General features: G+C 35.9%; 22 protein-coding genes. 19 read left to right on the top strand and 3 right to left on the bottom strand.

The window, feature by feature from the left end; genetic code table 11:
* Positions 1-351 precede the first annotated feature (351 nt).
* Positions 352-2,343, bottom strand: a complete 1,992-nt coding sequence (locus CJ191_RS02905; protein WP_102198958.1) for a sucrose-specific PTS transporter subunit IIBC — start codon at positions 2,341-2,343, stop codon at positions 352-354.
* A gap of 257 nt (positions 2,344-2,600) precedes the next feature.
* Between CJ191_RS02905 and CJ191_RS02900 the strand changes: the two genes are divergently transcribed.
* The 16 genes from CJ191_RS02900 (at position 2,601) to CJ191_RS02825 (ending at position 20,243) form a co-directional block, all read left to right on the top strand.
* Positions 2,601-4,064: a sucrose-6-phosphate hydrolase gene (locus CJ191_RS02900; RefSeq protein ID WP_070469024.1), complete on the top strand. Its 1,464-nt coding sequence runs from the start codon at positions 2,601-2,603 to the stop codon at positions 4,062-4,064.
* A gap of 18 nt (positions 4,065-4,082) precedes the next feature.
* A complete protein-coding gene (locus tag CJ191_RS02895; RefSeq protein WP_070469022.1) occupies positions 4,083-5,072 on the top strand; it encodes a LacI family DNA-binding transcriptional regulator in 990 nt (329 codons plus the stop codon).
* 24 nt (positions 5,073-5,096) lie between these two features.
* The gene (locus CJ191_RS02890) at positions 5,097-6,059 is read left to right on the top strand and encodes an FAD:protein FMN transferase (protein WP_308409775.1); all 963 of its coding nucleotides are present in this window, start codon (positions 5,097-5,099) and stop codon (positions 6,057-6,059) included.
* 302 nt (positions 6,060-6,361) lie between these two features.
* The gene (locus CJ191_RS02885; protein ID WP_246819078.1) at positions 6,362-7,657 is read left to right on the top strand and encodes a tetratricopeptide repeat protein; all 1,296 of its coding nucleotides are present in this window, start codon (positions 6,362-6,364) and stop codon (positions 7,655-7,657) included.
* A gap of 36 nt (positions 7,658-7,693) precedes the next feature.
* Positions 7,694-8,485 (top strand): 4-hydroxy-tetrahydrodipicolinate reductase, encoded by a 792-nt coding sequence (gene dapB / locus CJ191_RS02880; RefSeq protein WP_180960927.1) that lies wholly within the window; start codon positions 7,694-7,696, stop codon positions 8,483-8,485.
* Positions 8,478-9,746: a CCA tRNA nucleotidyltransferase gene (locus CJ191_RS02875; protein ID WP_070469015.1), complete on the top strand. Its 1,269-nt coding sequence runs from the start codon at positions 8,478-8,480 to the stop codon at positions 9,744-9,746. Before dapB ends, CJ191_RS02875 begins: the two co-directional genes overlap by 8 nt.
* Positions 9,747-9,765: 19 nt before the next feature.
* Positions 9,766-12,615, top strand: a complete 2,850-nt coding sequence (locus CJ191_RS02870) for an exonuclease domain-containing protein (RefSeq protein ID WP_102198957.1) — start codon at positions 9,766-9,768, stop codon at positions 12,613-12,615.
* 39 nt (positions 12,616-12,654) lie between these two features.
* The gene (locus tag CJ191_RS02865; RefSeq protein ID WP_070469011.1) at positions 12,655-13,128 is read left to right on the top strand and encodes a cell wall elongation regulator TseB-like domain-containing protein; all 474 of its coding nucleotides are present in this window, start codon (positions 12,655-12,657) and stop codon (positions 13,126-13,128) included.
* 15 nt (positions 13,129-13,143) lie between these two features.
* Positions 13,144-14,340: a pyridoxal phosphate-dependent aminotransferase gene (locus tag CJ191_RS02860; RefSeq protein WP_102198956.1), complete on the top strand. Its 1,197-nt coding sequence runs from the start codon at positions 13,144-13,146 to the stop codon at positions 14,338-14,340.
* A gap of 174 nt (positions 14,341-14,514) precedes the next feature.
* Entirely contained in the window at positions 14,515-15,162 is a 648-nt protein-coding gene (locus CJ191_RS02855) for a DnaD domain-containing protein (RefSeq protein WP_102198955.1), read from the top strand.
* Between the two features lie 12 nt (positions 15,163-15,174).
* Entirely contained in the window at positions 15,175-15,825 is a 651-nt protein-coding gene (gene nth / locus CJ191_RS02850) for an endonuclease III (protein ID WP_102198954.1), read from the top strand.
* Positions 15,826-15,936: 111 nt separating this feature from the next.
* Positions 15,937-16,398 carry a MarR family winged helix-turn-helix transcriptional regulator gene (locus tag CJ191_RS02845; RefSeq protein ID WP_070469006.1) on the top strand — a complete coding sequence of 154 codons (462 nt, stop codon included), beginning with the start codon at positions 15,937-15,939 and terminating at the stop codon, positions 16,396-16,398.
* Positions 16,399-16,548: 150 nt separating this feature from the next.
* The gene (locus CJ191_RS02840; RefSeq protein ID WP_102198953.1) at positions 16,549-17,988 is read left to right on the top strand and encodes a bifunctional metallophosphatase/5'-nucleotidase; all 1,440 of its coding nucleotides are present in this window, start codon (positions 16,549-16,551) and stop codon (positions 17,986-17,988) included.
* 82 nt (positions 17,989-18,070) lie between these two features.
* A complete protein-coding gene (locus tag CJ191_RS02835) occupies positions 18,071-18,784 on the top strand; it encodes a YutD family protein (protein WP_070469002.1) in 714 nt (237 codons plus the stop codon).
* On the top strand, positions 18,785-19,597 hold the full coding sequence (locus tag CJ191_RS02830; RefSeq protein ID WP_102198952.1) for an HAD-IIA family hydrolase: 813 nt from the start codon (positions 18,785-18,787) through the stop codon (positions 19,595-19,597).
* The gene (locus CJ191_RS02825) at positions 19,569-20,243 is read left to right on the top strand and encodes a TIGR01906 family membrane protein (protein WP_070468997.1); all 675 of its coding nucleotides are present in this window, start codon (positions 19,569-19,571) and stop codon (positions 20,241-20,243) included. Before CJ191_RS02830 ends, CJ191_RS02825 begins: the two co-directional genes overlap by 29 nt.
* A gap of 59 nt (positions 20,244-20,302) precedes the next feature.
* On the opposite strand, the gene CJ191_RS02820 is transcribed toward CJ191_RS02825, so the two are convergent.
* Positions 20,303-21,301 (bottom strand): NAD(P)/FAD-dependent oxidoreductase, encoded by a 999-nt coding sequence (locus tag CJ191_RS02820; RefSeq protein ID WP_102198951.1) that lies wholly within the window; start codon positions 21,299-21,301, stop codon positions 20,303-20,305.
* A 27-nt stretch (positions 21,302-21,328) separates the two neighbouring features.
* Positions 21,329-21,838, bottom strand: a complete 510-nt coding sequence (locus tag CJ191_RS02815; protein ID WP_102198950.1) for a divergent PAP2 family protein — start codon at positions 21,836-21,838, stop codon at positions 21,329-21,331.
* A 190-nt stretch (positions 21,839-22,028) separates the two neighbouring features.
* On the opposite strand from CJ191_RS02815, the gene CJ191_RS02810 reads away from it, so the two are divergent.
* Genes CJ191_RS02810 through CJ191_RS02800 form a run of 3 tightly spaced genes read left to right on the top strand, consistent with a single transcriptional unit; the run spans position 22,029 to position 24,402 of the window.
* Positions 22,029-22,616, top strand: coding sequence for a peptidylprolyl isomerase (locus CJ191_RS02810; RefSeq protein WP_070468989.1), 588 nt, complete (start codon positions 22,029-22,031; stop codon positions 22,614-22,616).
* Between the two features lie 27 nt (positions 22,617-22,643).
* Positions 22,644-23,030: a CvfD/Ygs/GSP13 family RNA-binding post-transcriptional regulator gene (locus CJ191_RS02805; protein WP_070468987.1), complete on the top strand. Its 387-nt coding sequence runs from the start codon at positions 22,644-22,646 to the stop codon at positions 23,028-23,030.
* A gap of 25 nt (positions 23,031-23,055) precedes the next feature.
* Entirely contained in the window at positions 23,056-24,402 is a 1,347-nt protein-coding gene (locus CJ191_RS02800) for a glucose-6-phosphate isomerase (protein ID WP_102198949.1), read from the top strand.
* Positions 24,403-24,954 lie beyond the last annotated feature (552 nt).

Genomic DNA, 24,954 nt, shown 5'->3' with positions numbered 1-24,954 from the left:
TGCCTCTTGAGGAAACCGTGTAATGCATGACATAGAGGCATCAAGTTCTAGGGGAGCTTCATTGTATTAATTGATTTGCTATATATTGTTAAACAGTCTCAGCAGAATTCGAACCGTGAATGAATCATTCATTGACTAAAAATATTAGTAGATAAGAAAAGAGGCTGGGACAAAAATATCTCAGCCTCTCTTTACTATATAAAGATGTTTATCATCGGGTTTCAAAAGTCAGCATTGACCGATACTGTCCAAAATGCGCCAATAACATTACATTATTATTCGGCTTTTCGTCTAGTAAGTCAATGCTAAACGACTTTTTGATCACCTTCATTTATATATGTTTTTTATTTACTACTTTATTTGAAGAATAGGGGTATGTTCACTGACATGACCTTCTGCAATAGGTTCAACATTTTCATATTGGTGACCATTTGTAACAAGCACCATAACGTCTGAATCATAGCCTGCTTCTTTAATTACGGATAAGTCAAAGCTACCCAAAAGGTCTCCTTTCGCTACCATGTCGCCTTGTTCAACCTGACTCGTAAAGCCATGTCCATTTAAATTAACAGTATCAATACCGATGTGGATTAATACTTCTAATCCTGATTCACTGACTAGTCCATATGCGTGGCCTGTTTCTGAAGCAATCGTTAAGCTACCAGAAATAGGGGCATAGATTTGACCGCTTTCATCTGGAATAATAGCTAATCCGGGTCCCATCATACCTTGAGAAAATACGGGATCGTTTACAGCTTCTAATGGCATAATTTTACCAGAAATAGGCGCTTCTATCGTTAAGTCGTTTGTTACATATGTATTATTAGAAGTTTTATCGCTTGTTTTAGATGCTATATACTGGTCATCATTTTGGTCAGCAACGACTTTAGCTTCTTTTTCTTTTTCAACTTGAACTTGTTTTGCTTCTTTTTTAACCAAAGATTTTCCATAAATGAAAGTTGCAATAAATGCAATAATTATGGATACAGCAATGGCAAGCATAAAGGTTGGGATAAATTTAGGAATGATGGCAACGAATCCAATTACACCAGCTGGTCCTAATGATTGGCTACGAACATTAAAGATACCTAAAATGACTGAAGCAATACCAGAAGCTATCAATCCAATAAAGAATGGATACTTCAATTTTAGGTTTACACCAAACATAGCAGGTTCAGTAATACCTAACATAGCTGATAGAGAAGATGATGTTGCCAAACCTTTTGTTTTTTCATTTTTCGTAATAAAGTATACTGCTAGAGTAGCTGCACCTTGAGCAACATTGGCTACTGAAGCAATTGGGAAAATAAAATTACCACCAGTAGTCGCAACATCTGCAATTAAGGCAGTTTCAATTGCTGGGAATGATTGATGTAATCCAGTTAATACAATTGCTGAATAGAATAGACCGAATACACCGTAGCCAAAAGCACCTAAATAAGAAATAGCTTCTACAATTCCGTTTAACAATAGGTCAGAAAGGGTACGTAAGATTGGCCCAACAACTGTAAAAGTAATTATACCAGTAAGGATTACTGTAAGCATCGGAGTAAAGGTAAAGTCAATCGCGTCTTTTAGATATTTATGGAAGAAGTTTTCAAATTTAGCTAGAATCCATGCGACCCCAATAACAGGTAAAACTTGTCCTTGATAACCAGCTTGCGCAATTTCTAAACCAAAGATATTCCATACAGGCATTTCACCAGCAGCCGTTACATTTGCAACGTCATAACCATTCACCAATTGTGGCATCACCATGATTAACCCCATTGTTGCACCTAAATAAGGATTTCCGCCAAATCGTTTTGTTGCTGAAAAGGCAATTAAAACCGGCAGAAAGGCAAAGGCAGCAGAGGCGAACATATTAATCATGTTTGCAAAGTCAGCCCAAGCAGGATACATGGCAACTAGTGCTTCAGGTCCAAATAAGTTTTCGCTCGTTAAAACATTGTTGACAGCCATAATCAGACCACCAGCAGTTAATGCAGGAATTAAGGGAACAAAAATATCCGATAATACCTTAATAACTGCCATCACGGGATTTTGCTTGCCTTGATTTTTAGCTGTTTCCTTAACTTCCTCTTGTGAAGCGGGTTTAATATTAGCGATCTTGGTATATTCCTCATAAACTTTGTTTACATCACCAGGACCAACGATAATTTGATATTGCCCATTTGCTTTAAAAGTACCTTTCAAGTCTGGATCATTATCTAAGGCATCTTGATCGATTTTTGAATCGTCATTCACAACTAGACGTAATCGTGTAGCACAGTGGGCTGCGGTTACGACATTATCTTCTCCCAGGGCTGTATAGATACGTTTGGCAACTTCTTTATGATTCATTTACTTTACCTCTCTTCTTTGTAAATAATGACTTGTAAATTTAAGCGTTTTCATTTACTTGATTAGAATTTTAACAGGCTGTGATAGATATGTCAAACGTTTGACAGAAAAATATCATTTCCAATTATAAAGTGTCGCAAATTAAGGTAGTAAAATATGGAAACGCTTGCTATTTTTCTGAGATATGCTTAAAATGATACCAACATAAACGTATAAATGAAGATTTCACTATATATCTTTTATCAAGGAGGAAGCGTATGGCTTTTAAATTACATACTTTTAATCAGGAAGACCGTTATCGCGATTATGGAGAATGGTCACAAGAATACATTGAATCATTGAATGATTTAGCTGCTCAATCCCCTTGGCGCAATCATTTTCATATCGAACCTAAGACAGGATTATTGAATGATCCAAATGGCTTTTCTTTTTATAATGGGGAATGGCATCTCTTCTACCAATATTATCCATTCGGCCCTGTTCATGGCCTTAAATCTTGGTATCATTTAACATCTAAGGACTTAGTCCACTGGGAGGAAAAAGGTATTGGCTTATTACCTGATAATGCTTTGGATGCTCACGGTGCATACTCTGGTTCGGCAGTAGCTGATGGTGAAGATTTAAGATTGTTTTATACAGGAAATGTAAGAGATGATCAATGGATTCGTCATCCTAAACAAAACACCATCACATATAATCCAGACAAAGGTGGATTTAGCGAAAAGCAACTGATTATTGATGAAATTGATCTAGCAACAGACCATTTTCGAGATCCGATGTATTTCACTGCTCACGACCATTCATGGCTAGTCATTGGCGGACAGAGAGTTTCCGATAATAAGGGGACCCTTTACCTATATCGAGCTGAAACAACTCATTTAGATCAATGGACCTTCCACAGTGAATTGCCGATTGCGCAGGCAGATTCAGCCTATATGTTTGAGTGTCCGAATATTAATCAAGTGGATGGCAAAGTGTTTGTCACATTCTGTCCTCAAGGCATTGATCGTGATCAATTAGCGTATCAAAATATATACCCAAATGCTTACTTAATCGCAGATGCCTTTACCCCAGATGGTCAGTTAGAAAATCCAGGAAAATTATATAACTTAGATTACGGTTTTGATGTGTATGCAAGTCAATTGATTAACGCTCCTGATGGGAGAGTGCTAGGTGTTTCTTGGTTAGGATTGCCAGAAATAGATTATCCTACAGATGCATACGGCTACCAAGGCGCTTTGAGTTTGATTAAAGATTTCCGTATAAAAAATGGTCATTTATACCAATACCCAGTTGAGGAAATGCTTGCTTTAAGACAAGCCCCTATCCATTTTTCTGAAAATATTACTGTAGAAAAAAATGCTTATGAATATGCATTTGAAGTATTCGCTAACCAGGAAGCGACTGTTTATTTATATGCTGATTCTGATAAAAAACACTTTGTAACCTTATCCATTAATACAATTGATGGTAAGATAGTACTTGATAGAAGTGATATGGGTGCTAGTTTTGGTGCCGAATTTGGCGTAAGCCGTCAATTAACATTAACAGGTCAAGAAAATGTTAAAGTAAATGTCTTCGTAGATGAGTCCGTCTTAGAGGTATTTATAAATGATGGTGCTTATGTTTTATCATCAAGAATCTTTACAGCAGATGAACAACAAAAAAATATTTTTGCGGAAGGAACCGACAATAACGTCATTTATCCCTTGCAAAAATAGTGAATAGGGGGAAGTAAATTGCGCGCAAAGTTACAAGACGTAGCAGCTTTGGCAGGCGTTTCAGTGACAACAGTTAGTCGGGTAATCAATCAAAAGGGGTACCTATCTCAAAAAACAATTGAAAAAGTGCACAAAGCTATGAAGGAATTGAATTATTATCCTAATTCCTTAGCACGGAGTTTACAAGGTAAATCAACTAAACTAGTAGGGCTAATATTTCCAAATATTGATACCATATTTTACGCAGAATTAGTCAACAATCTTGAACAAATACTTTTTGCAAAAGGATATAAAACAATTATTTGTAATAGTGAACGAGATGAGGCTAAGGAAGCTGATTATTTGAATATGCTCCAGTCTAATCAGGTGGAGGGTATAATTGCTGGTGCACATAATTTAAATTATACAGATTATGAGCGCGTAACTGCACCAGTGATATCCTTTGACCGTTTTATTGGGGAAAACATTCCAATCGTATCATCAGATAATTACCAAGGGGGGAGATTGGCTACAGAGACATTGCTGAAGAGTCATTCGACTAAACCTTGGATGATAACTGGTACTAACGACCCCAATTCTCCAACATATTTACGTTATCAAGCTTTTATGGATGTGACAAAGGAACGTGGTTTAGAGGGACATCTAACGAAAATTCCAAAAGAATTCTCACAAATAAGAAAGCAATTGAAGATTAAAGCGTTATTGACGGAAGAAAGACCGGATGCTATTTTTTGTTCTGATGATTTAACAGCTTTACTAGTGATGAATACAGCACGGGAATTGGGCCTATCCATTCCTGATGATTTAAGAATTGTAGGTTATGATGGTACGAATTTTATTCAGACTTACGTACCACAATTAACGACAATTGCACAACCTATTAGGGACTTAGCTGAATTATTGGTGGATGTTTTATTACAACAAATTGATCACTCGCTTGAAGTTAAAAAGCATGCAGATAATCGTTATATTCTACCAATTAAATTGATTCCTGGCCAAACTGTATAATAATGGCAATTAGAGATATAGAAGGTGAAAACATTGGAAGAAATTCTATTTAAGGCTATGGGGACGAGCATTAGGTTAACCATTGCTCACGAACAAGCACATGAAATATTGGCAGAAGCTAAACAACGGCTTTTAGATTTTGAAAAGCGTTTTTCTGCTAACGATGCGCACAGCCTTTTGATGCGAGTGAATGCGAAGGCAGGCATTAGTCCTGTTGAAGTAGATGATGATATTTTCAAGTTGATTGCCATCGGGAAAAGATACTCTCTAAAAGAAAACACTTGCTTAAATATTGCGATTGGGCCTCTAGTGAAGTTATGGAAGATCGGTTTCAAGGGTGCAAATTTACCTGATAAGAACAGCATTCAAACTCGCTTAGCACTAACTGATCCTCGAGATATTATCCTTGATGATCAAGCTAAAACAGTATATTTACAAAAAAAAGGAATGGAAATTGATTTAGGTGCATTAGCCAAGGGCTATTTCGCAGATTTAATAAAAGATTTTTTCCTGAGTAAAGGTGTTCAATCCGGCATGATTAATTTAGGTGGTAATGTATTATTAATAGGTAGTCATCCAAAAAATCCCGGTGGCTTTTGGCATGTAGGTATTCAAGATCCTGAGCAACAACGTAACCATTTAAGTGGTATTTTACAATTCCAAGATGGTTCAGTTGTGACATCTGGTATTTATGAAAGACAATTTGAGTATGCAGGGAAAAGTTACCATCATATTTTTGATCCACAAACTGGCTATCCAGTGGAAAGTGATATTGCAGGCTTAACAATTGTTTCAAAATCATCGCTGATAGGAGAAATTTATACTTCTTTATATTTTCATCTATCTAGTGATGACTTACTAAAGCAACTATCAAGCGTTGTTGGCGTCGAAGCTGTAGTCATAAGAAAAGATGGGCAAGTTTTGTTAACGGAAGGTATAAAGCCTTTCTATACACCTATTGCGCGAGCAGTTAATTCGAAAGATTAAGCAGTGATTTAGAAGGTGAGACAAAAGTCGTTAAAATTGACATACTAGACCAAAAGCTGAACAATAACGAAATGTGATTGGCGCATTTTGAGTAGTATCGGACAATGCTGACTTTTGAAACGCGAGGATAAACGTTCTTATATAGGAAAGAGAGGCTGAGATATTTTTGTCCCAGCCTCTTTTTTTATAAGTATCAGTGCCAGCTATGATAAACTCTTTTTCTAAGGAGATTTGTAACCTTGGTTGGAGATTTTATCCAGTCAATTATGCTAAAATAAGCTAGGTATAGGAGGTTGGATCTTTTGGACCAATTGGTAAATGAATTTATAACATATATACAACAAAATAATATTGAAAAAGCCAACAAGGTTTTTGAAAAAATGTTAGATCAGTTAGAAAATGAAGATGCTCAAGTATTAGCACAAACGGGGTACAGCCTAGCCCAATTAGGTTTTGTTGATTATGCTAATGAGATTTATACGGTGGGGGAAAAACGGTTTCCAGAAGAAGATTCTTGGATATTATTAAAAGGGGAACTTGCCTTAGACAATGGACAAGTAGAAGAATCAATTGATGAATTACTTAAAATTGTACCTGAAAGTCCGCTATATGTAGATGCCTTGTTGTTACAAGCGGATGCCTATCAAATGTATAATTTACCAGAAGTGGCTTTGGTGAAATTAAATGAAGCAAGAGAATTAGCGCCAAATCAACCAGTGATTTTATACGGGATTGCGGAATTAAGATTTCAACAAGGAGAGTTCCAACAGGCTTTGCCACTATATGAAAGACTATTGCAATCCGAAGAGACACCGGAATCTTTATTGGAGACGATAGAAGCACATTTTGCTTATGCGAAAGCGGCAACTGGTAATTTTGAAGAAGCTATTGAATTAATTGAAGCAACACCAGAAAATGATCGAACGGATGAACAGCAAGAACAATTAGCCTTTTATTATGCAGAAACAGAAAATTTTGAGAAAGCTAATACAATCTTAGAAAATTTATATGAAGATGACAAATTATCAGATGGCTTATTAGTTGTTTATGCTCAAGTAAAGAATGCCTTCCATGATCATGACGGTGCTTTAGAATTGATGAATAAAGCGATTCAAATAAACCCTTATGAGGCAAGGTTATATTTCTTAAAAGCAGAATTTGCACAACAAACTGGCAACCGAGAAACAGCTCGTGAAGCTTTAGAATTCGCGTTGGATATCGATCCGGATTATAGCCAGGCATTAGTCTTACTACTGCAATTATTCATCGATGATGAAGATTATGGTACTGCTCGTGCGTTGATTCAAGATATGGATGAAAAAGGTATTGAATTTGATCGTTATGTTTGGATGAAAGCTAAGGTATTCCAAGAATTGGAAGAGTTTGATTTTGCAAGACAATCATACACAGATGCTTATGCACAATTAAAGGAAGATTACTCATTCTTACAAGATTACTTTGTTTTCTTAAGGGAAGCTGGAGATTGGCGACAAATTCAAGCTGTCTTTGAAGGCCAAGCTGACTTGGCCCAAAGACCAGAGTTTCAAGATGTGTACGAAAGTTTACAAGATTGGTTAGCTGAAAACGAAGAATATTAGATAATAGATTGCACTAATAGAACTTTAGGAGGCAAGATTATGCGCATATTAGTAACAGGATTTTTAGGTAGAATGGGTTCAACAGCAGCTAATATGGTTTTGAACCATGAAGGTTTTGAATTAGTAGCTTTAGTAAATACTGATTTAGATAAGCATGCAGAACAAGTAGCTGAATGGCAAGATAAAGCATCAGTTTTTGAAAGTATTCAAGAAGCGATTGATCAAGTAGCAATTGATGTAGCGATTGACTTTACTATTCCAGCTGCAGCTTATCAAAATACTAAATATTATATTGAACATAATATTCATCCAGTCGTTGGTACAACAGGTTTCACTGATGCAGAGATTGAAGAATTGACTATTTTATCTAAAGAGAAACAGTTAGGTGGTTTAATTGCACCGAATTTTGCAATCGGTTCAGTATTGATGCAATTATTCTCTGCTAAAGCAGCCAAGCACTTACCAGATGTAGAAATTACAGAAATCCATCATAACCAAAAGTTAGATGCACCAAGTGGTACAGCAGAAAAAACAGCTAAATTAATTTATGAAGCACGTGGGGCGCACGTATCTGGGCACCCTGAGGAAACGGAGTCAATGCCTGGAGCACGTGGGGCTGATTATCATGGTATTCGTATCCACTCATTACGTTTACCAGGCTATAATTCACATCAAATTGTACAATTCGGTGGAGTTGGAGAAGCTTTAACGATTCGTCAAGACTCATTCGATCGTAACTCATACATGCCCGGCGTAGCATTGGCAGTTGAGAAAGTGAGCCAATTGGATGGCTTAATCTATGGTTTGGAGCATTTATTAGATGACTAATAGTCAAGAATTTATTAAAGCCGCACCTATTATCTATACCCTAAATGAGGCTGGCTACGAGGCCTATTTTGTGGGTGGTGCCGTACGTGATTTACTATTAGACTTGCCAATTCATGATGTTGATATTGCAACCTCTGCTTACCCAGCAGAGGTTCAATCCTTATTTCCTCGTCATTTCGATGTGGGCTTAGACCATGGCACTATTATGGTGTGGTTTGAAGGGGAGACCTATGAGATTACAACCTTTAGAACTGAATCGACATATCAAGATTACCGTCGACCAGACAATGTTACTTTCGTACAAAATCTTGAAGAAGATCTGTTACGACGAGATTTCACTATTAATGCCTTAGCCATGACACCTGATCACCAAATCGTGGATTATTTTGATGGGCAAAAAGATTTAGCTAATCAAGTAATCCGAGCAGTAGGCAGTCCACACGATAGATTTAATGAGGATGGTCTGCGGATGATGCGTGGTATTCGCTTTGCAAGCCAGTTAGATTTTGCAATAGAGAGAGAGACCTTTAAAGCAATAAAAGATAATGCAAGTATATTAGTACATATTGCAATTGAGCGAATTACAGTTGAAATGAATAAACTTTGGATTGGTGTCAATTGGCATAAAGGACTATCATATTTTTTATCAACTGACCTAATACAGTATGTGCCTATATTGGCTGATTACAAGCATGTATTTTCTGATTTACTAGATCTCACTAGCGACCGGGTTCAATTACCAGACGAAAACTTTGCGTGGGCACTATTGTTTTGGCGTGTCTATGAATTATCAGGCCATAAAGACATCACAATGATACAACAGCAAGTTCGCCAATTCGTCAAAGCTTGGAAAATGTCCAACCAGTCACAAAAAGAGATATTGGCATACTTAGAAATATTTATTTACCGAACTGATCATACGGAGTGGAAGCTAGTGGATATTTATGGTCGAAATCAGCATCAAATTGAACTGGTGGAAACTTTCATCGCCTTGCAACAAGAAAATGCGCAAGTTTTGTTCAAAACGGTCTTTAAGTCCAACAATCCCCAAGTTATTCATGAATTATTTAAGGCATTACCCATTAATTCCCTACGCGACTTAGCAATTAATGGGCAAGACATCATTAGAGAAATTAATCCCAAAAATAAACGCGAGATTGGTCAAATGTTAAAGTACTTGGAGCAAGCTGTAGTTAAAGAAGAGGTAATCAATGACCAACTTGCTTTGTTGGCATATTTAAAGGATAACTATCAAATTTAATTGTAGGAAGGTGTTAGAAGTGACAACCACTTATGCAGTTCTGGACTTAGAAACAACAGGATCTACATATGATAACGGTGACCGCATTATTCAAATAGGGGTGGCCTTTGTTCAGAATGGGCAAATTGTGGATCAATTTGCTACGGATATCTTTCCTAACCAAGAAATTCCACGTGAAATTACCAAATTAACAGGTATTACCAATGAACAAGTTAAAGTTGCCCCTAAATTTCAAGAAATTGCTGAAATATTATGGCAAAAGCTAACTAATACGGTTATTGTGGCACATAATATAGGCTTCGATTATAAATTTTTAGACAAGACTTTCCAAGACCATGGTTATCCTGCTATGTCACATGACCGAGTAGATACGGTTGAAATGATACGGGTGCTTTATCCAACTGCAGATTCCTATAAATTAGGGGAATTTTGTATTTCCCACGGTATTCATTTAGAAAATGCGCATACAGCAATTGATGATGCTATTGCAACAGCACATATTCTAGTCATGTGTCAAGAGAAAGTGGCTACTATGCCAGTGGAATTATTTGAGCAAGTTCAACCTTTTTTACATTATTTTATAGGTCAAACCGGAGACTATATAGCACAATGGTTTATAAAACATCAACAGGCACCCAGACCTTATGAATATATTGCGCCATTTACCTTAAATCCAAAATTAGCTAGTTTCCAGATTTTTCCATCCGGATTTGGGGAAGATGAAGCGAGTTATATGGAAGTTGGCAACCAAAAGATCATACAGGCAAATCATGGCGTCAAACTAGCATCACTTCAGAAAACGATGGTCCAAAAGATCGCACCATTTTTTAATCAAAAAGATGTAGGAGAAATGCAAGACGACAAAGTGAAATACGCATTCCTTACTGCTAATGCAGGAGTAGGGAAGTCACTAGCTTATGTAGTATCAGCGCTATCTAGTGAAGATAATGGCGATGAAAAGACTAGACAGTACAATAACCACTCCAAGGTTGTTATTTCAACATCAACTGTTATTTTGCAGCATCAATTCTTAGATAAAACAATCCGATTAGCAGCTAATCTATTCGGCAGACCATTGAAAACAGTCATCTTGAAAGGACAAAACCATTTTATACAGTTGACTAAATTACAGAAATACATCCGACAATTAAAACAACATCCTGAAGCTGCGCTAAAGCGTGATGTATTAATTTCAGTAGCATTGTTTGTTTGGTTACACGAAACAACCACAGGAGATCTGCACGAGCTTAATCCAGGGTTGAACAATGAAGTGTATTGGCATAATGTGAATCGTTTATCTAAAGGTAGCCGTAACGATGAAATTCAGCGGTGGGGTGATTATGCCTTCTATGAGCGTCACGTAGCTGAAGCTAGGTATGCGGATATCGTGATTTTAAATCACGCTTATTTTGCTTATCACTATCAAGATTTAATTGAACAAGCTATTTTGACAGCGGAAGCGAAAGTCATCATTGATGAATGTCATCAATTACCAGTGACCGTGCATCAACAACAAATTAAAACTATTCAATCAAAAGAAGTTGAAGAAACGCTTACTGCTATTGAGCGAATAGTTCATCGATTGATGGATAAGCTAGTCACAAATAATGCGAAAATGCAATCGGTAGATAAGCTTTATCATGTTGAGCAGAATTTACAAGCAGCTTGGGCTAATTGGGATCGGTTTATTGATCAAATATCAGATCAATACCAAACCAAAAGTTATTATCATAGGCAGACAGGTCAAGAATCTTATTATATAAGCCACGATTTTTATATGGTGGCAAATTGGCGAGAAAGTGTAAAAAAAGCTGTTACAGCTATGGCGAAGATGTGCGCACCACTAAAAGTTATTGCTAGACAGCTTTATCAAATGGATATTTTGACCAAACGGGCTTACCAACAACTAATTAGCCAGTTAAATCAATATGATGACCATATTCAAAACTGGATAAAGACAAGTAAAGCCAGTAAAGATTACTATGCAGATCTACACGTAAGCTTTGGAAAAAATAATGTCCAAGTGACAATTGATCGTAAACTATATACCAGCCAATCGCATTTATCAGCTATGTTCCATGCTATCCCAGGTCAATTGCTATTGGTTTCAGCATCACTAGAAATTGTACGATCTAAGAATATGGTCCAATCGTTATTTGGCATCGAAGACTTTGCATGGTATTCATTTATAGAAGATTCTTATACTCTACAACTAGTAGATGGTCGGACACAACAAGTTCATGGTTATTATTTAAAAGACTATTTGTCGATTGATAAGTATAATGAAGAAGAGGCCGCTGTTGTAATTTCGGATGTGCTGGAGGCACTATGGACAAATAAAAAATCCATGCGGAAAATACAGGTGTTTTTTCAATCACGTTCATTGATGCGCATAACTCATCATGAAATGAAACAACGACTGACTCGAGCTGTTTTTGGCCATTTAATCGTGCAGAATAATCAACGGAATCTAGATCGTCTAGCACGCCAGTATGAAGAAAGTACTCGTGCAATTTTATTTGCAGTGGCAAGCTTTCAAGAAGGTATTCACTTAAATGCTGAAACTGATGCTTTTGTGCTAACTAGATTGCCGTTTTCAGCGCCAGATACCCCGGATGCGTTAGCTAAACAAGATTATTTAAAATCACTTGGAGATAATTATTTCAATGATGTAGCTTTACCGGACATGTTGATGAATCTAACACAGATTTTTGGGCGAATGGCCTCATCGGGGAGTCGACAAGCAATCTTTATCTCACTGGATAAACGATTGGAAACAGCGGCTTATGCTGACCAGATAGCTGATGTGATGCCGGAAGCATTAACCATGCAGAAAATCAACTTAAATGAATTAAAGCGGAAAGATTAAAATTATGTTAGGATAGACCTATAAAAGGGGTAAGAAATCATGAAACGAAAATTATTTTCTATTTTAATTGCTGTCATGGTGATTTATTTAGTGGGTTCAACATATGTATATGCCAGTTCTCAACAAATGGTGGCGAGTGCAGAAGCCAAAACCACTCAAGTAGCAAAGGATAATGGTCTCACTCATATAACTGATTTTTATGTATTTAATAAAGATGAAACGTATTATGCCGTTATGGGTGAAAATAGTGAAGGACGCCAAGTTTATTTTGCTTATCAACCAGAGTCTGACTATCAGAAAATGGGATTTGTAGATGAAATGGTGAATGAGGACAATGCTTTTTCACTCACACGATACGAAATGCCAGATATTAATGTAAGAACCGCCAATCTAGGTATCGAAAACGATACATTCGTTTGGGAGGTTTCATTCACAGACGCAGACGGTCGTCTTGGTTATCATTATATCAACGCAACGACGGGTGAATGGTATGAAACTATAAACGATTTATAGGAGGATTGAGGGTATATGGAATTAGCAAATAGAATAAAAAAAATGCAGGGGTCCCAAACCTCAGCAGCGGCCGCAAAGGCGCGTGCATTGAAGGAACAAGGTGTTGACGTTATCTCATTAGCAGTAGGTGAACCAGATTTTAATACACCTAATTATATTTTAAATCAGGTAAAAGAAGATATGTTTGCTGGTAGGGGCCATCACTACACCGCAGCATCAGGTCTTAATGCCTTAAAGCAAGCCATTATTGACTATCATGCTGAATATGACAATATTCAATATACTTTAGACCAAGTATTTATTGCTGATGGCGCAAAAATGATTTTGTATTACACTTTTCTTTCTTTGTTAAATGAAGGTGATGAAGTTTTAATTCCTGCACCATACTGGGTTAGCTATGTTGATCAGGTAAAAATGGCTGACGGCGTACCAGTTATCTTTGAAACCTCACCAAGTGATAACTTTAGCATTACACCGGAACTTTTAGATCAACACGTGACAGACAAGACTAAGTTGCTTGTTTTAAATACACCGTCTAATCCGTCAGGTGCCATTTTGAGTGATGAGGACCTACTTGCAGTTGCCGAGTATTGTTTAGCACATAATATTTTAATTGTTGCAGATGAAATTTACTACCGCTTGGTTTATAACGGGCATAACGCACATTCAATCGCTGCGTTATCACCTGAAATCAAAAAGAATGCAATCATTATCAATGGTTTCTCTAAAGCTTATGCCATGACTGGTTGGCGTTTAGGTTATGCTTTAGCTGATCACAAATATATTGAATCCTTTTCAAAACTAGCTAGTCAAATTAATTCTAATCCCACAGGTATCAGTCAATATGCAGCCTTAGCAGCCTTAACTGACCCGAGAGAAGAAGCCGTAGAAGCAATGCGTAAACAATTTGAGAAACGTCTAAATGCAGCTTACCAAGAACTACTAACTGTTCCTGGTTTTAAATTAGATCATAAACCTCAAGGTGCCTTTTACCTATTCCCAGATGCTTCAGAGACTGCTAAATTATGTGGTTATGATTCCGTGACAGAGCTAGCCAATGCTTTTATTGAGGAAGCCTATGTAGTGGGTGTGCCAGGTGTAGCTTTTGGTAAAGAAAATCATATTCGTTTTTCATACGCAACTAATGAGGAAAGTTTTGCTGAAGCAATGAAACGCATTCGTGAATTTGTGGAAAGTAAAATTGCTCGATAACTTGAATAGTCATTATTTTATTAAATAACTCTAAAAAGTTAGGTATATAAAGCAGCCTAACTTTTTTGGATTATAATAAAGTTGACAGTATTTGAATATACTAGCTATTATTCAATTGTAAAGTTTAAACAATGACATGTATGACTGAAAATGAATATCAAAGAAGGGTGACGTATGCAAAGAGAATATTATACTGTACTACGCAATCGTGTTTTAGAATCGTATCACCGCTTAAATATTAGCAATGAAGAGATGATGCTACTGATTCATTTTTTGACTTTTCAACAAGCGGGAGAGGATTTTCCAGCAATCTCATTAATAGGTCAACGAATGAATTTGGAAGATCAACAACTGTATAATATGATTCAATCATTAATTGAACGGGGATTTCTAAGTATCCCTTTTTATAAAAATGATGAAGGGAAATTAGTTGAGTATTATTCGTTAGACCCTTTGTATCAGAAATTAACACAATTAGATGAAGAAGACGAAAGCCATCGCTTTAAACAAGCAAAAGCTACTAAAGAGGGTGAAGTTTTTGACATGATACAAGTTGAATTTGGTCGACAATTATCCCCTATTGAGTATCAAAAAATTGGCGATTGGTTCCAAAAAGATGGTTATGATCCAGAGGTGGTCAAAGAAGCGCTAAAAGAAATGGTATTAAATAATGTTTATTCTTTAAATTACATGGACCGTATTTTGTTGAACTGGTCTAAAAGGAAACAAGTCCAAGGCAAAGATTCTACTAATTTTAATAAACAAAATGCACAAGAGCAGAATCTGCCACCAGTCCCAGTTACTAAATGGTTAAATAAGTAAGGAGGCTTTACTTTGACGAAATTACCTTTAAAAACAAAAGCAGAAACGATAGCAATTCTAGATGAATTGGATAAAATGTATCCAAATCCAAAAACAATGTTGGATTATCAAACACCATTTCAGTTAGTAATTGCCGTTCTTATGTCGGCGCAAACAACTGATGTTGCAGTAAATAAAGTGACTCCTGCCTTATTTGCTAAATATCCCAGTCCAGACGATATGGCTGAGGCTGACCTAGAAGACTTAGAAGATTACATCAAAACAATCGGTTTATATCGTAATAAAGCTAAGAATATGAAAAAGACAGCGATCATGATACGTGATGAATTTGGTGGGCAAGTTCCCAAAACTAGAGAAGAGTTGATTAAGTTACCTGGCGTTGGTCGTAAGACGGCCAATGTAGTATTAAGTGAGGCTTTTGGTATTCCAACAATCGCAGTAGACACTCATGTTGAACGAGTGACAAAAAGAATGGGAATTGTTGACCCAAAAGCTAGTGTGAGAGAAACAGAAGAAACTTTAATGGCAAAAATACCCAAAGAAAGGTGGCGGGATGCTCACCATCAGTTTATTTATTTTGGACGAGAATACTGTACTGCGCGCAATCCAAAATGTGAAAGTGACCCAAAGATAACATTTTGCGAATGTCGAAAAATCAAATAGAGATCACATTTTTGAAGGTAGAAACCCTCATGAATTTTCATTCCTATACTTGATTAATATTTTCAAGTTGGGTATATTTATGGTCAAAGAAGTGAAAGAGAAGGTGAAAACATGCCTAGAGAACATGACGCGTCTAAAACAGCTGAAAGTTTACACGCCTTACGTGTTCACCTAAAAGGAAGCCAATATATCCTTGAAGTGTTAAAAAAAGATATGCGTAAAAAAGGGTTAAGTGAAAACGAGTTTACCGTTTTAGAATTACTATACAACCGTGGACAACAACCTATTCAACAAATTGGAAAACGCATCTTAATCCCCTCATCTAGTTTAACCTATGTGATAGATCGCCTAGAGGATAAAGGATTCGTTGAACGTACACATAATCCTGAAGATCGTCGTGTAATCTATGCTGAAATTACAAAACTTGGCCGTGAAAAAATGGCAGAAGTTTTCCCCGGACACAGTCAATTAATTGCTGATATGTTCCAAGAATTTAGCGAAGACGACTTGGAAAATTATATTAACTTAACAAAAAAAATAGGCTTTAAAGCTCAAAATATTTTAGAAGGTTAATCCTCCTAGATATTCTTATAGAAGTTGGTCAAAAAAAGACTAGCTTCTTTTTTTATTTAAAAGAATATGCGTAAAATAATTACCAGATTTTTCACATGTTGAAAAGTATATGAATATGATATGATAATACAGAATGAATGAGGTGTTGCTATGAAGGAAGTAATTCATTTTTATCATACAAATGATTGGCATTCTCATCTTGAGAATTGGCCAAAGTTTTTACGTTATTATCAAACACAGGCAAATAAACATCGCGATGAAGATGAGGCTTATTTTCTTTTTGATATAGGTGATGCAGTAGACCGTCAGCATCCTTTAACTGAAGCTAGTCAAGGTCAAAACATGGTCAAGTTAATGAATGAATTTGGTGTCGATGTAGCAACAATTGGCAATAATGAAGGTATTGGTAGTCAACATGACATCTTAGATAATCTTTATAGAGAAGCAGATTTCCAGGTGGTTCTAGGTAATATCGTTGATAAAGTTACGAGTAAAGCACCTAAATATACCAAAGATTACACCATGATCCAAACGGATAAAGGGAGTCGATTTGCTGTATTAGGAATGACTGCACCATTTGAAATTTCTTATGGCGTTGTTGGGTGGACACCAATTGATCCATTATTAAGTATTGCCCGTGTTTTAAAAGAAATTAAAGCAAATGAAAGTTTTGATGGCATATTATTGCTTAGTCATCTCGGCCTACCAACAGATCGCCAGATTGCTGAACAATTTCCTGAAATCTTAGTGATTTTTGGTGCGCACACTCACCACGTTCTACCAGAAGGAGAGTGGGTTGGACATACCCTATTGACTGGTGGTGGTAAGTATGGTCAATTCATGGGACATTTAACACTTGAAGTGAATAAATTACAAAAGCAAGACCATTTATACACGCCAGATAAAAGAGAAACAGCTAATCAATCTGGTATTATTATTGACTATCCAGCTCACTTTAAATTAGACGAGGAATTAATCGCCTCGGATCGAATTTCTGATTATGAAGTGGACGAACAGCAGATATCAAACTGGTTAGAAGAAGGAAAAAAACGGTTAAAGAATCAGATAATTGGTTATTTACCCATTGCTTTAGCAGCTGATGAATACCATTATTCACCTTTGCAATATTATACTCTGATGGCTATGAAAGAGGCGAGTGGTGCTGATGTTGCTATAGTAAATTCTGGATTATTTCTACAAGGATTACCTGCAGGTCCAGTTTCCAAATATGATTTACATAAGGCCTTACCCCACCCAATCCGTTTAATGGTAGTTGAGTGTAGTGTAAGGGAATATTTACAGGATATTTATCCACAAATTGCAACGTTACGCGCTGACCTTCAAGCAATGCCAATTAAAGGATCAGGTTTTCGAGGAGATATTTTTGGCCAGTTAATGGTATTAGACAATGAAGAATTAACACATCTTGACCTAAATGAATCTTTGAAAATCATTACAATTGACCATATTTTGTATCTGCCATTTTTCACAGAATTAACGAATAAACACCATTATTTATGGTCACAACCTTTTATTAGAGAATTACTCGCAGATAAAATTCACCAGGCAAGTAGTCGAGATAGTATTTAATACTTGCTTTAAAAGCAGATTATTGATAGACATGTGTAAGTATAGTGATGAATTGAAATAGAGATTAGTGAGGAGGTATTGGATGTTAAGTCGTAAAAGACAAGAAGAATTAAAAGAACAACGAGCGAATTTAAATTATCCGATTGCAAAAATAGAACGAATTAATCCAGAAACGTTACGTATTAATGGCCAAACTTTTGTTGTCATCGATAATTATCGTGAGGCGTTAGATATAGAAGCCATAGCTGATAGGTATATGGACATCCTAGATGTTTATGATTTTGTAGTGGGTGATTGGTCTTATGAACAGCTACGTTTAAAAGGTTTTTTTGCTAATGATGCTAAGATTGGTAGTTTGGAGCAAAAAATTAAGCATTTACCAGATTACCTATTAGAGTATGCTAGTTTTGGTGCAGCTTATTTTGTCATTGCACATGAACGAACACCAGAAGAGATACAAAAACGTAATGAAGAATATTGGGCACAACAAAAAAGCCTGAACCATGAATCTATGCGTAATCGACAAAGTAAAAATCAGCAAAACCGTTCATCAAGTAAAAAGTCATATCAAGGTAAAAAAGGTGACAACCGACAAAAATCAGTTGGGTCAAACCAATATAAAACGCAACAAAAAGGATCCAATAAAAAACATGCTGCTTATAAGGGGCCAACTTTTTCTATTTCGCAGAATAAACAAACACTTAAAAGTGGACAAAGTCAAAAATCAGTGAAAAAGAAAATAGTAACTAAACGCCAGCATTCCTTTAGTATCAAAGAAAAAGGGGAAAAATCATAGATGAATCTTAAGGATAAAGTTTTTTTAATTGATTTAGATGGTACGATGTACCGCGGCGGTCAACCAATAGAGGGTGCGAAAGATTTTATCGAACGCTTGATTCAAGAAGATATACCTTTTATGTTTGTAACCAATAATGCAATGCGAGACCATCAAGCAGCTGCAGATAATTTAAATAAAATTACAGGCTTAAATGTTAAAGGACATCACTTTTATACATCAGTGGATACTTTACGCTTTATTTTAGCAGAAGATTTAAAGTCAGGTAAATTGGTAAAGGATAAAGGTAATGCTTATGTCATCGGTATGAGCTATTTAAAAGATCAAGTAATCCAAGCTGGCTTTAATCTAGTAGATGATGTAGACCAAAGGCCTTGTGATATTGTAGTAGTTGGACTTGACCAAGACGTTACCTACCCGCAATTAGTTGAAGCATCCATTGCTGTTCAAAGAGGTGCAGTATTCTATCTAACCAATCCGGATTTTCAGTTTCCTTCAGATAGAGGATTCGTACCTGGGGCAGGTGCCCTAGGTCAGGTTATTACTGCAGCTACAAGAATATCGCCAACTGTATGTGGAAAGCCAAATGCTTTAATTATTGAAGGGGCACTGGCTAAGCTTGGATATAGCAAAAATCAAGCAGTATTTCTCGGTGATAATCTCATGACAGATATTTCCGCGGCTGAAAGTGCAGGAATTGATGCTATTTTTATTGAAACAGGTGTACATACTAAAGACAATTTATCAGAATTTGACGTGACGCCAACATTGGTGGTGGAAAATTATGAAGCACTCTTATCAACCTGGTCATAAATTTTTACATGATATACATTTATTTATGGTTGTTTTAACACTAGTTATATTCTTTGTGAGTTTGGCCATTACAGTTACAATAGCAAACGTACCACTATTTATGGGATCATTATGGTACTCAAAGTCTTTTGAGTTAGTTCATTTATCCTTTTGGACAGTTGTAGAGAATTATTTACAGCTATTGGCTTATTTGAATGTTCCATGGATAGATCATTTAGTTATGAAAGATTTTCCGACCTCAGCTTCAGCGGCTTTTCATTTTATGGAAGTTAAGCACTTATTTTACTTAAATTATGCTATCCTGATAGTTTCTGCTATAGTTGGTCGCTATCTTTTATACAAATTGAAGGTGAGCCGTAATTTGTGGCGTTTATATTGGCCTTTTAAACAGTTAAGATGGTTACCTATTTTAGTAATCATTTTATTAATCTTTAATTTTAATACTATTTTTATTGTTTTTCATGAGATTGCATTTAACAATGATGCCTGGTTATTCAATCCTGCAACTGACCCTATTATTTTAGTACTCCATGAATCTTTCTTCCTGTTGTGCTTCATATCCGTATTCGTCATACTTCAGATAGAAATAGAAGTAGTCTATCGTAAAGTAAAAAAGGATTTTAACCACCAAATTTTAGGTATCTAAAAAACTACCAAGGAGCGTATGTGACTAGGCTCCTTGGTAGTTTTTGTTTTTGTTAGGTATTAGTCAGTGAACATGGAGGTCGAATGCAATGGCGCAACGCGACGGTCAGGAAATAAATAATGCGCTACTTGATTAACCGCGTGTGGTGCTTCACCAAATCCAGTTGCAATTAATTTTGCTTTATTTGGATAATTCGCAATATCACCTACAGCATAAATACCTGGAATGTTGGTTTGTAAATTATGGTCTACTTGAATGGATTCATTCTCAATTTCTAAGCCCCAGTTACGAATTTCGTCTATAGAAGATACAAATCCATAGGTCATAAAAATATGTTCTACATTTAGTAGCTTCGTTTCCTGACTTCGAGCTTTAGCGATTTGAATGCCGGTTAATTTCTTGTTTTGCCCAATTAGTGCTTCTGGTACATAAGGCGTAATAAAATCGATATTATCTTTTTGTTTGGCAAGGGAGACAGAATATTCGTGTGCCCTAAATCGGTCTCGTCGGTGAATTAAATATACTTTTTTTGCATAATCAGCTAATGCTAAAGATGCATCGAAAGCAGAATCGCCACCACCTAATACTGCTACTTCTTTACCTGTATATTGATCAAAGTTTGAAACATGATAAGAAATATAGTTATCTTCATATTCATCTAAGCCGGTAATGGCTATTTTTCTAGGTTTAAAAGAACCATTACCAGCAGCAATAATAATTGCACCGGCCGTATAGGTACGTTTGCTCGTTTCAATAATAAAATCTTGGTCTATTTTTTGAATAGTAAGTACTTTTTCATTTAAATGAATTTGGGTTGTTTCACGAAAACGGTCTAATTGCATGGTTAACACCTGGCTTAGTTCATGGCTGGTAATTTTTGGATAAGCGGGTATATCAAATATATTTTTTTCAGGGTACAAAGCTTTTGGTTGACCACCTATTTCAGGTAAGGAATCGACTAAGCGTACACTTAGATTACGCATACCTGCATAAAAGGCAGTAAACATACCTACTGGACCAGCCCCAACGATGAGTAGGTCCGTTCTATTATTTGTCATTTTGATCTCTTTCTAATTGTTTCTGAATTATAATGGCATATTTAATAAGTTGTATATAAAGCGAATACCTAATGTAACAAGTACACCAGTAGTCATACCACCAATTACTTCTGAAGGTTTATGGCCTAGATAGTCATTAATCACCATACGGTCCTCATCTAAAGTGTTTAGTTTATTGAGCAAATCTTGATCGTCTGTCTCTTTTGCTTTTTCTTTCAAAATCTTCATCAGATTATAAATCAACACACCTTGTTCTCCATCTTGGCGACGAACCCCCATGGCATCAAACATGACTATCATACCAAAACAAACGGCAATCGCTACAATGGGTGAGAAGAAACCATACTGAAGAATTAAAGCGGTGATAAGCGAAGTAACAGCAGCAGAGTGGGAACTAGGCATTCCACCGGTAGCATGAATGATGGATAAGCTAGCGTTAGGTTTCTTGAAGAATACAGCAATAGGATATTTAACCAATTGCGCAATCATAATAGCTGCAAAGGTAACGACTAAAGGAAAATTAGTTGTCGTATTCATGTTTTCCTCCTTGAATTTATTTAATTTAATAATAGCATGAAAAAGAATCATTCGAAAAATGTTTCGCTGTAAAAAGAAAAAATAAGAAAAACTTTATGAACCATAGTAGTTAAAAATATTCGGACATTAAATGGAGAATTTTTAGCTAGTATTTGTTACAATAAGATTAGAAATAATTAGGAGGCAGAAAATGACTTATCCACAATTAGAAATTAAAGATACGCAATTAAAAGCGACGATTGAAACAAATAAAGGCGCTTTCCAAGTTGCATTATTTCCAGAATTAGCACCAAAAACAGTAGAAAACTTTGTGACATTAGGAAAACAAGGTTATTATGATGGTGTTATTTTCCATCGTGTAATCCCTAACTTTATGATTCAAGGTGGCGATCCTTCTGGTACAGGTATGGGTGGCGCATCTATTTATGGAGAAAAATTTGAAGATGAATTTAGTCTTGAATTATTCAATATTAATGGTGCGTTATCTATGGCAAATGCAGGACCAAATACGAATGGTTCTCAATTCTTTGTTGTAACTGCTAAAGAAGTACCCGCACAAATGCTAGGGCAATTGAAAGCTGGTGGCTGGCCAGAAGAGATTATTGAAGCCTATAGTGAAAATGGTGGAACACCATGGCTAGACCAAAAACATACAGTATTTGGACAAGTAGTTTCTGGTATGGATGTAGTATACGACATTGAAAACCAACCTCGTAACGCATCAGATAAACCATTAGAAGAGGTTGTTATTACTAGTGTTACTTTTGAAAACGAGTAAGAAACACGCTAGAAAGGATAACGCTTCATGACAACTAAAGATTTTCCCTACCACATTGGTGATGTAGTTGAGGGTGAAGTGACAGGTTTACAGCCCTATGGTGTATTTGTTCAACTAGATGAGAATCATCAAGGTTTAATCCACATATCCGAAATCAATCATGGTTATGTGAGTAATGTGGATGATAAATTTACTATAGGTGAAAAACTGAAGGTAAAAATTATCGATATCGACGAGTATACAAGCAAAATGAGTTTGTCTATTCGAGCATTAAAAAAACTTGCAACCTCTAATAAACCTGCTAAAAATGCTTGGCCTAAAAAACGGCATGCACCAAAAATTGGTTTTGTCTCTATTGAAGAACAAATGCCAGGGTGGATTGAGGAAGCATTAAACAAAATGGCTACAAAATAATATTTTATAAATGAGGAGTATTGAAATGGGACATATTAAATTTGATTACAGTAATACTGACCAATTTATTGCAGAACACGAATTAACACAAATGCAACCACTAGTTACTGCTGCTGATACTATTCTACGTGAAGGAACTGGTGCAGGAAGTGATTTTATTGGTTGGGTAGATTTACCAAAAGCATATGACAAAGAAGAATATGCACGTATTAAAAAAGCAGCTGCTAAAATTCAATCTGATTCTGATGTATTAATTGTATTAGGAATTGGTGGATCTTATTTAGGTGCTAAGGCTGCGATTGATTTCTTATCTCATTCGTTTGCAAATCTACAAAGCAAAGAAGAACGTAAAACACCACAAGTTTTCTTTGCAGGTAATAGCTTAAGCTCTACTTATATTGCAGAATTAATTGAAACTATTGGGGATAGAGATTTCTCAGTGAATGTTATTTCTAAATCAGGAACAACAACTGAAACTGCTGTAGCATTCCGTATTTTCAAAAAACTATTAGAAGAAAAATATGGTGAAGCTGCTAAAGAACGTATTTATGCCACTACAGATAAAGCGAATGGTGCATTGAAATCAGAAGCAGATGCTGAAGGCTATGAGACATTCGTTATTCCAGATGCAGTTGGTGGACGTTTTACTGTGTTGACACCAGTAGGGCTATTACCAATTGCAGTTTCAGGAGCAGATATTGATGCTTTAATGCAAGGTGCTGCTGATGCAATGGTAGAATACAGCGATGCAGATTTAGCTAAAAATGAAGCATACCAATATGCTGCATTAAGAAATATATTATACCGAAAAGGTAAAGTAACTGAATTGTTAATCAATTACGAGCCAAAATTACAATACTTCTCTGAATGGTGGAAGCAACTATTTGGCGAGTCAGAAGGTAAAGATGGTAAGGGTATTTACCCATCAAGCGCCAACTTTACAACTGACTTACACTCCCTTGGTCAATATATCCAAGAAGGACAACGTAACTTATTTGAAACAGTTGTGAAAGTGGATAAACCAAGCAAATCAATTGCTATACCAGCTTTTGATGAAGATCTAGATGGATTAGGTTATTTAGAAGGTAAAGACGTTGATTTCGTAAATACTAAAGCCTTCCAAGGTACAGTATTGGCACACACAGATGGTGATGTACCTAACTTTGTGTTAACTATTCCAGAAATGGATGCTTACTCATTAGGTTATATGATCTATTTCTTTGAAATTGCTGTAGCTATTTCTGGATATCTAAATGGCGTGAACCCATTCAACCAACCAGGAGTGGAAGCTTATAAGAAAAATATGTTTGCCTTATTAGGGAAACCTGGTTTTGAAGACTTAGCAGATGAACTAAATAAACGTTTAAATTAATTACATTCATATTAAGAGAAAAAGGTCGAGTAATTATACTCGATCTTTTTTTATTTATTATAAAAAAATACAAAAAAACTATTGACGAAATTCAGCTTAGTTGATATTATAAATCTTGTCGATTCGACGTCATGTCAATCGAAAAAAACAGAAAAAATAATTGACAAGTTCTTTCAGGACTGCTATTATTATGAAGTTGTTTGTTTTAGGAAGAAAAAAACAAATACAAAAAACTGTTGACAAACTTCGGTTTGAAATGATAAACTTATAAAGCTTTATGAATTGTAAGTCATATAAATGAGCAAAAAGCTCAAAAAAATGTTGACACGAACGATTTCGATAAGGTAAAATAAGTAAGTCGTCGCAAACGGAACAAGGTGATTAAAAAGTAAAAAAACTTTTGCTTGACAAATCTTGAATGCAGATGATAAGATATAAAAGTTGCTAATAAGGCAATGAGATAGACCTTTGAAAACTGAACAAAGAAGACGAACCAAAATTGTGTAGGGAATCAATTGCGTAGCAATTGAAACCAACAATTCAAAGTAGTGA

The sequence above is a fragment of the Aerococcus viridans genome, assembly GCF_002871935.1.
Taxonomy (GTDB): Bacteria; Bacillota; Bacilli; order Lactobacillales; family Aerococcaceae; genus Aerococcus; species Aerococcus viridans_B.
Note: the sequence above shows the minus strand (reverse complement) of the source record. Positions and strands in the feature narration are given on the sequence as shown.

Excerpts from the sequence above, each read along its gene's own strand:
- CJ191_RS02905 (WP_102198958.1), bottom strand. The coding sequence starts at position 2,343 with ATGAATCATAAAGAAGTTGCCAAACGTATCTATACAGCCCTGGGAGAA.
- CJ191_RS02900 (WP_070469024.1), top strand. The coding sequence starts at position 2,601 with ATGGCTTTTAAATTACATACTTTTAATCAGGAAGACCGTTATCGCGAT.
- CJ191_RS02875 (WP_070469015.1), top strand. The coding sequence starts at position 8,478 with ATGACTAATAGTCAAGAATTTATTAAAGCCGCACCTATTATCTATACC.
- CJ191_RS02865 (WP_070469011.1), top strand. The coding sequence starts at position 12,655 with ATGAAACGAAAATTATTTTCTATTTTAATTGCTGTCATGGTGATTTAT.
- CJ191_RS02860 (WP_102198956.1), top strand. The coding sequence starts at position 13,144 with ATGGAATTAGCAAATAGAATAAAAAAAATGCAGGGGTCCCAAACCTCA.
- CJ191_RS02855 (WP_102198955.1), top strand. The coding sequence starts at position 14,515 with ATGCAAAGAGAATATTATACTGTACTACGCAATCGTGTTTTAGAATCG.
- CJ191_RS02845 (WP_070469006.1), top strand. The coding sequence starts at position 15,937 with ATGCCTAGAGAACATGACGCGTCTAAAACAGCTGAAAGTTTACACGCC.
- CJ191_RS02840 (WP_102198953.1), top strand. The coding sequence starts at position 16,549 with ATGAAGGAAGTAATTCATTTTTATCATACAAATGATTGGCATTCTCAT.
- CJ191_RS02835 (WP_070469002.1), top strand. The coding sequence starts at position 18,071 with ATGTTAAGTCGTAAAAGACAAGAAGAATTAAAAGAACAACGAGCGAAT.
- CJ191_RS02830 (WP_102198952.1), top strand. The coding sequence starts at position 18,785 with ATGAATCTTAAGGATAAAGTTTTTTTAATTGATTTAGATGGTACGATG.
- CJ191_RS02825 (WP_070468997.1), top strand. The coding sequence starts at position 19,569 with ATGAAGCACTCTTATCAACCTGGTCATAAATTTTTACATGATATACAT.
- CJ191_RS02820 (WP_102198951.1), bottom strand. The coding sequence starts at position 21,301 with ATGACAAATAATAGAACGGACCTACTCATCGTTGGGGCTGGTCCAGTA.
- CJ191_RS02815 (WP_102198950.1), bottom strand. The coding sequence starts at position 21,838 with ATGAATACGACAACTAATTTTCCTTTAGTCGTTACCTTTGCAGCTATT.
- CJ191_RS02810 (WP_070468989.1), top strand. The coding sequence starts at position 22,029 with ATGACTTATCCACAATTAGAAATTAAAGATACGCAATTAAAAGCGACG.
- CJ191_RS02805 (WP_070468987.1), top strand. The coding sequence starts at position 22,644 with ATGACAACTAAAGATTTTCCCTACCACATTGGTGATGTAGTTGAGGGT.
- CJ191_RS02800 (WP_102198949.1), top strand. The coding sequence starts at position 23,056 with ATGGGACATATTAAATTTGATTACAGTAATACTGACCAATTTATTGCA.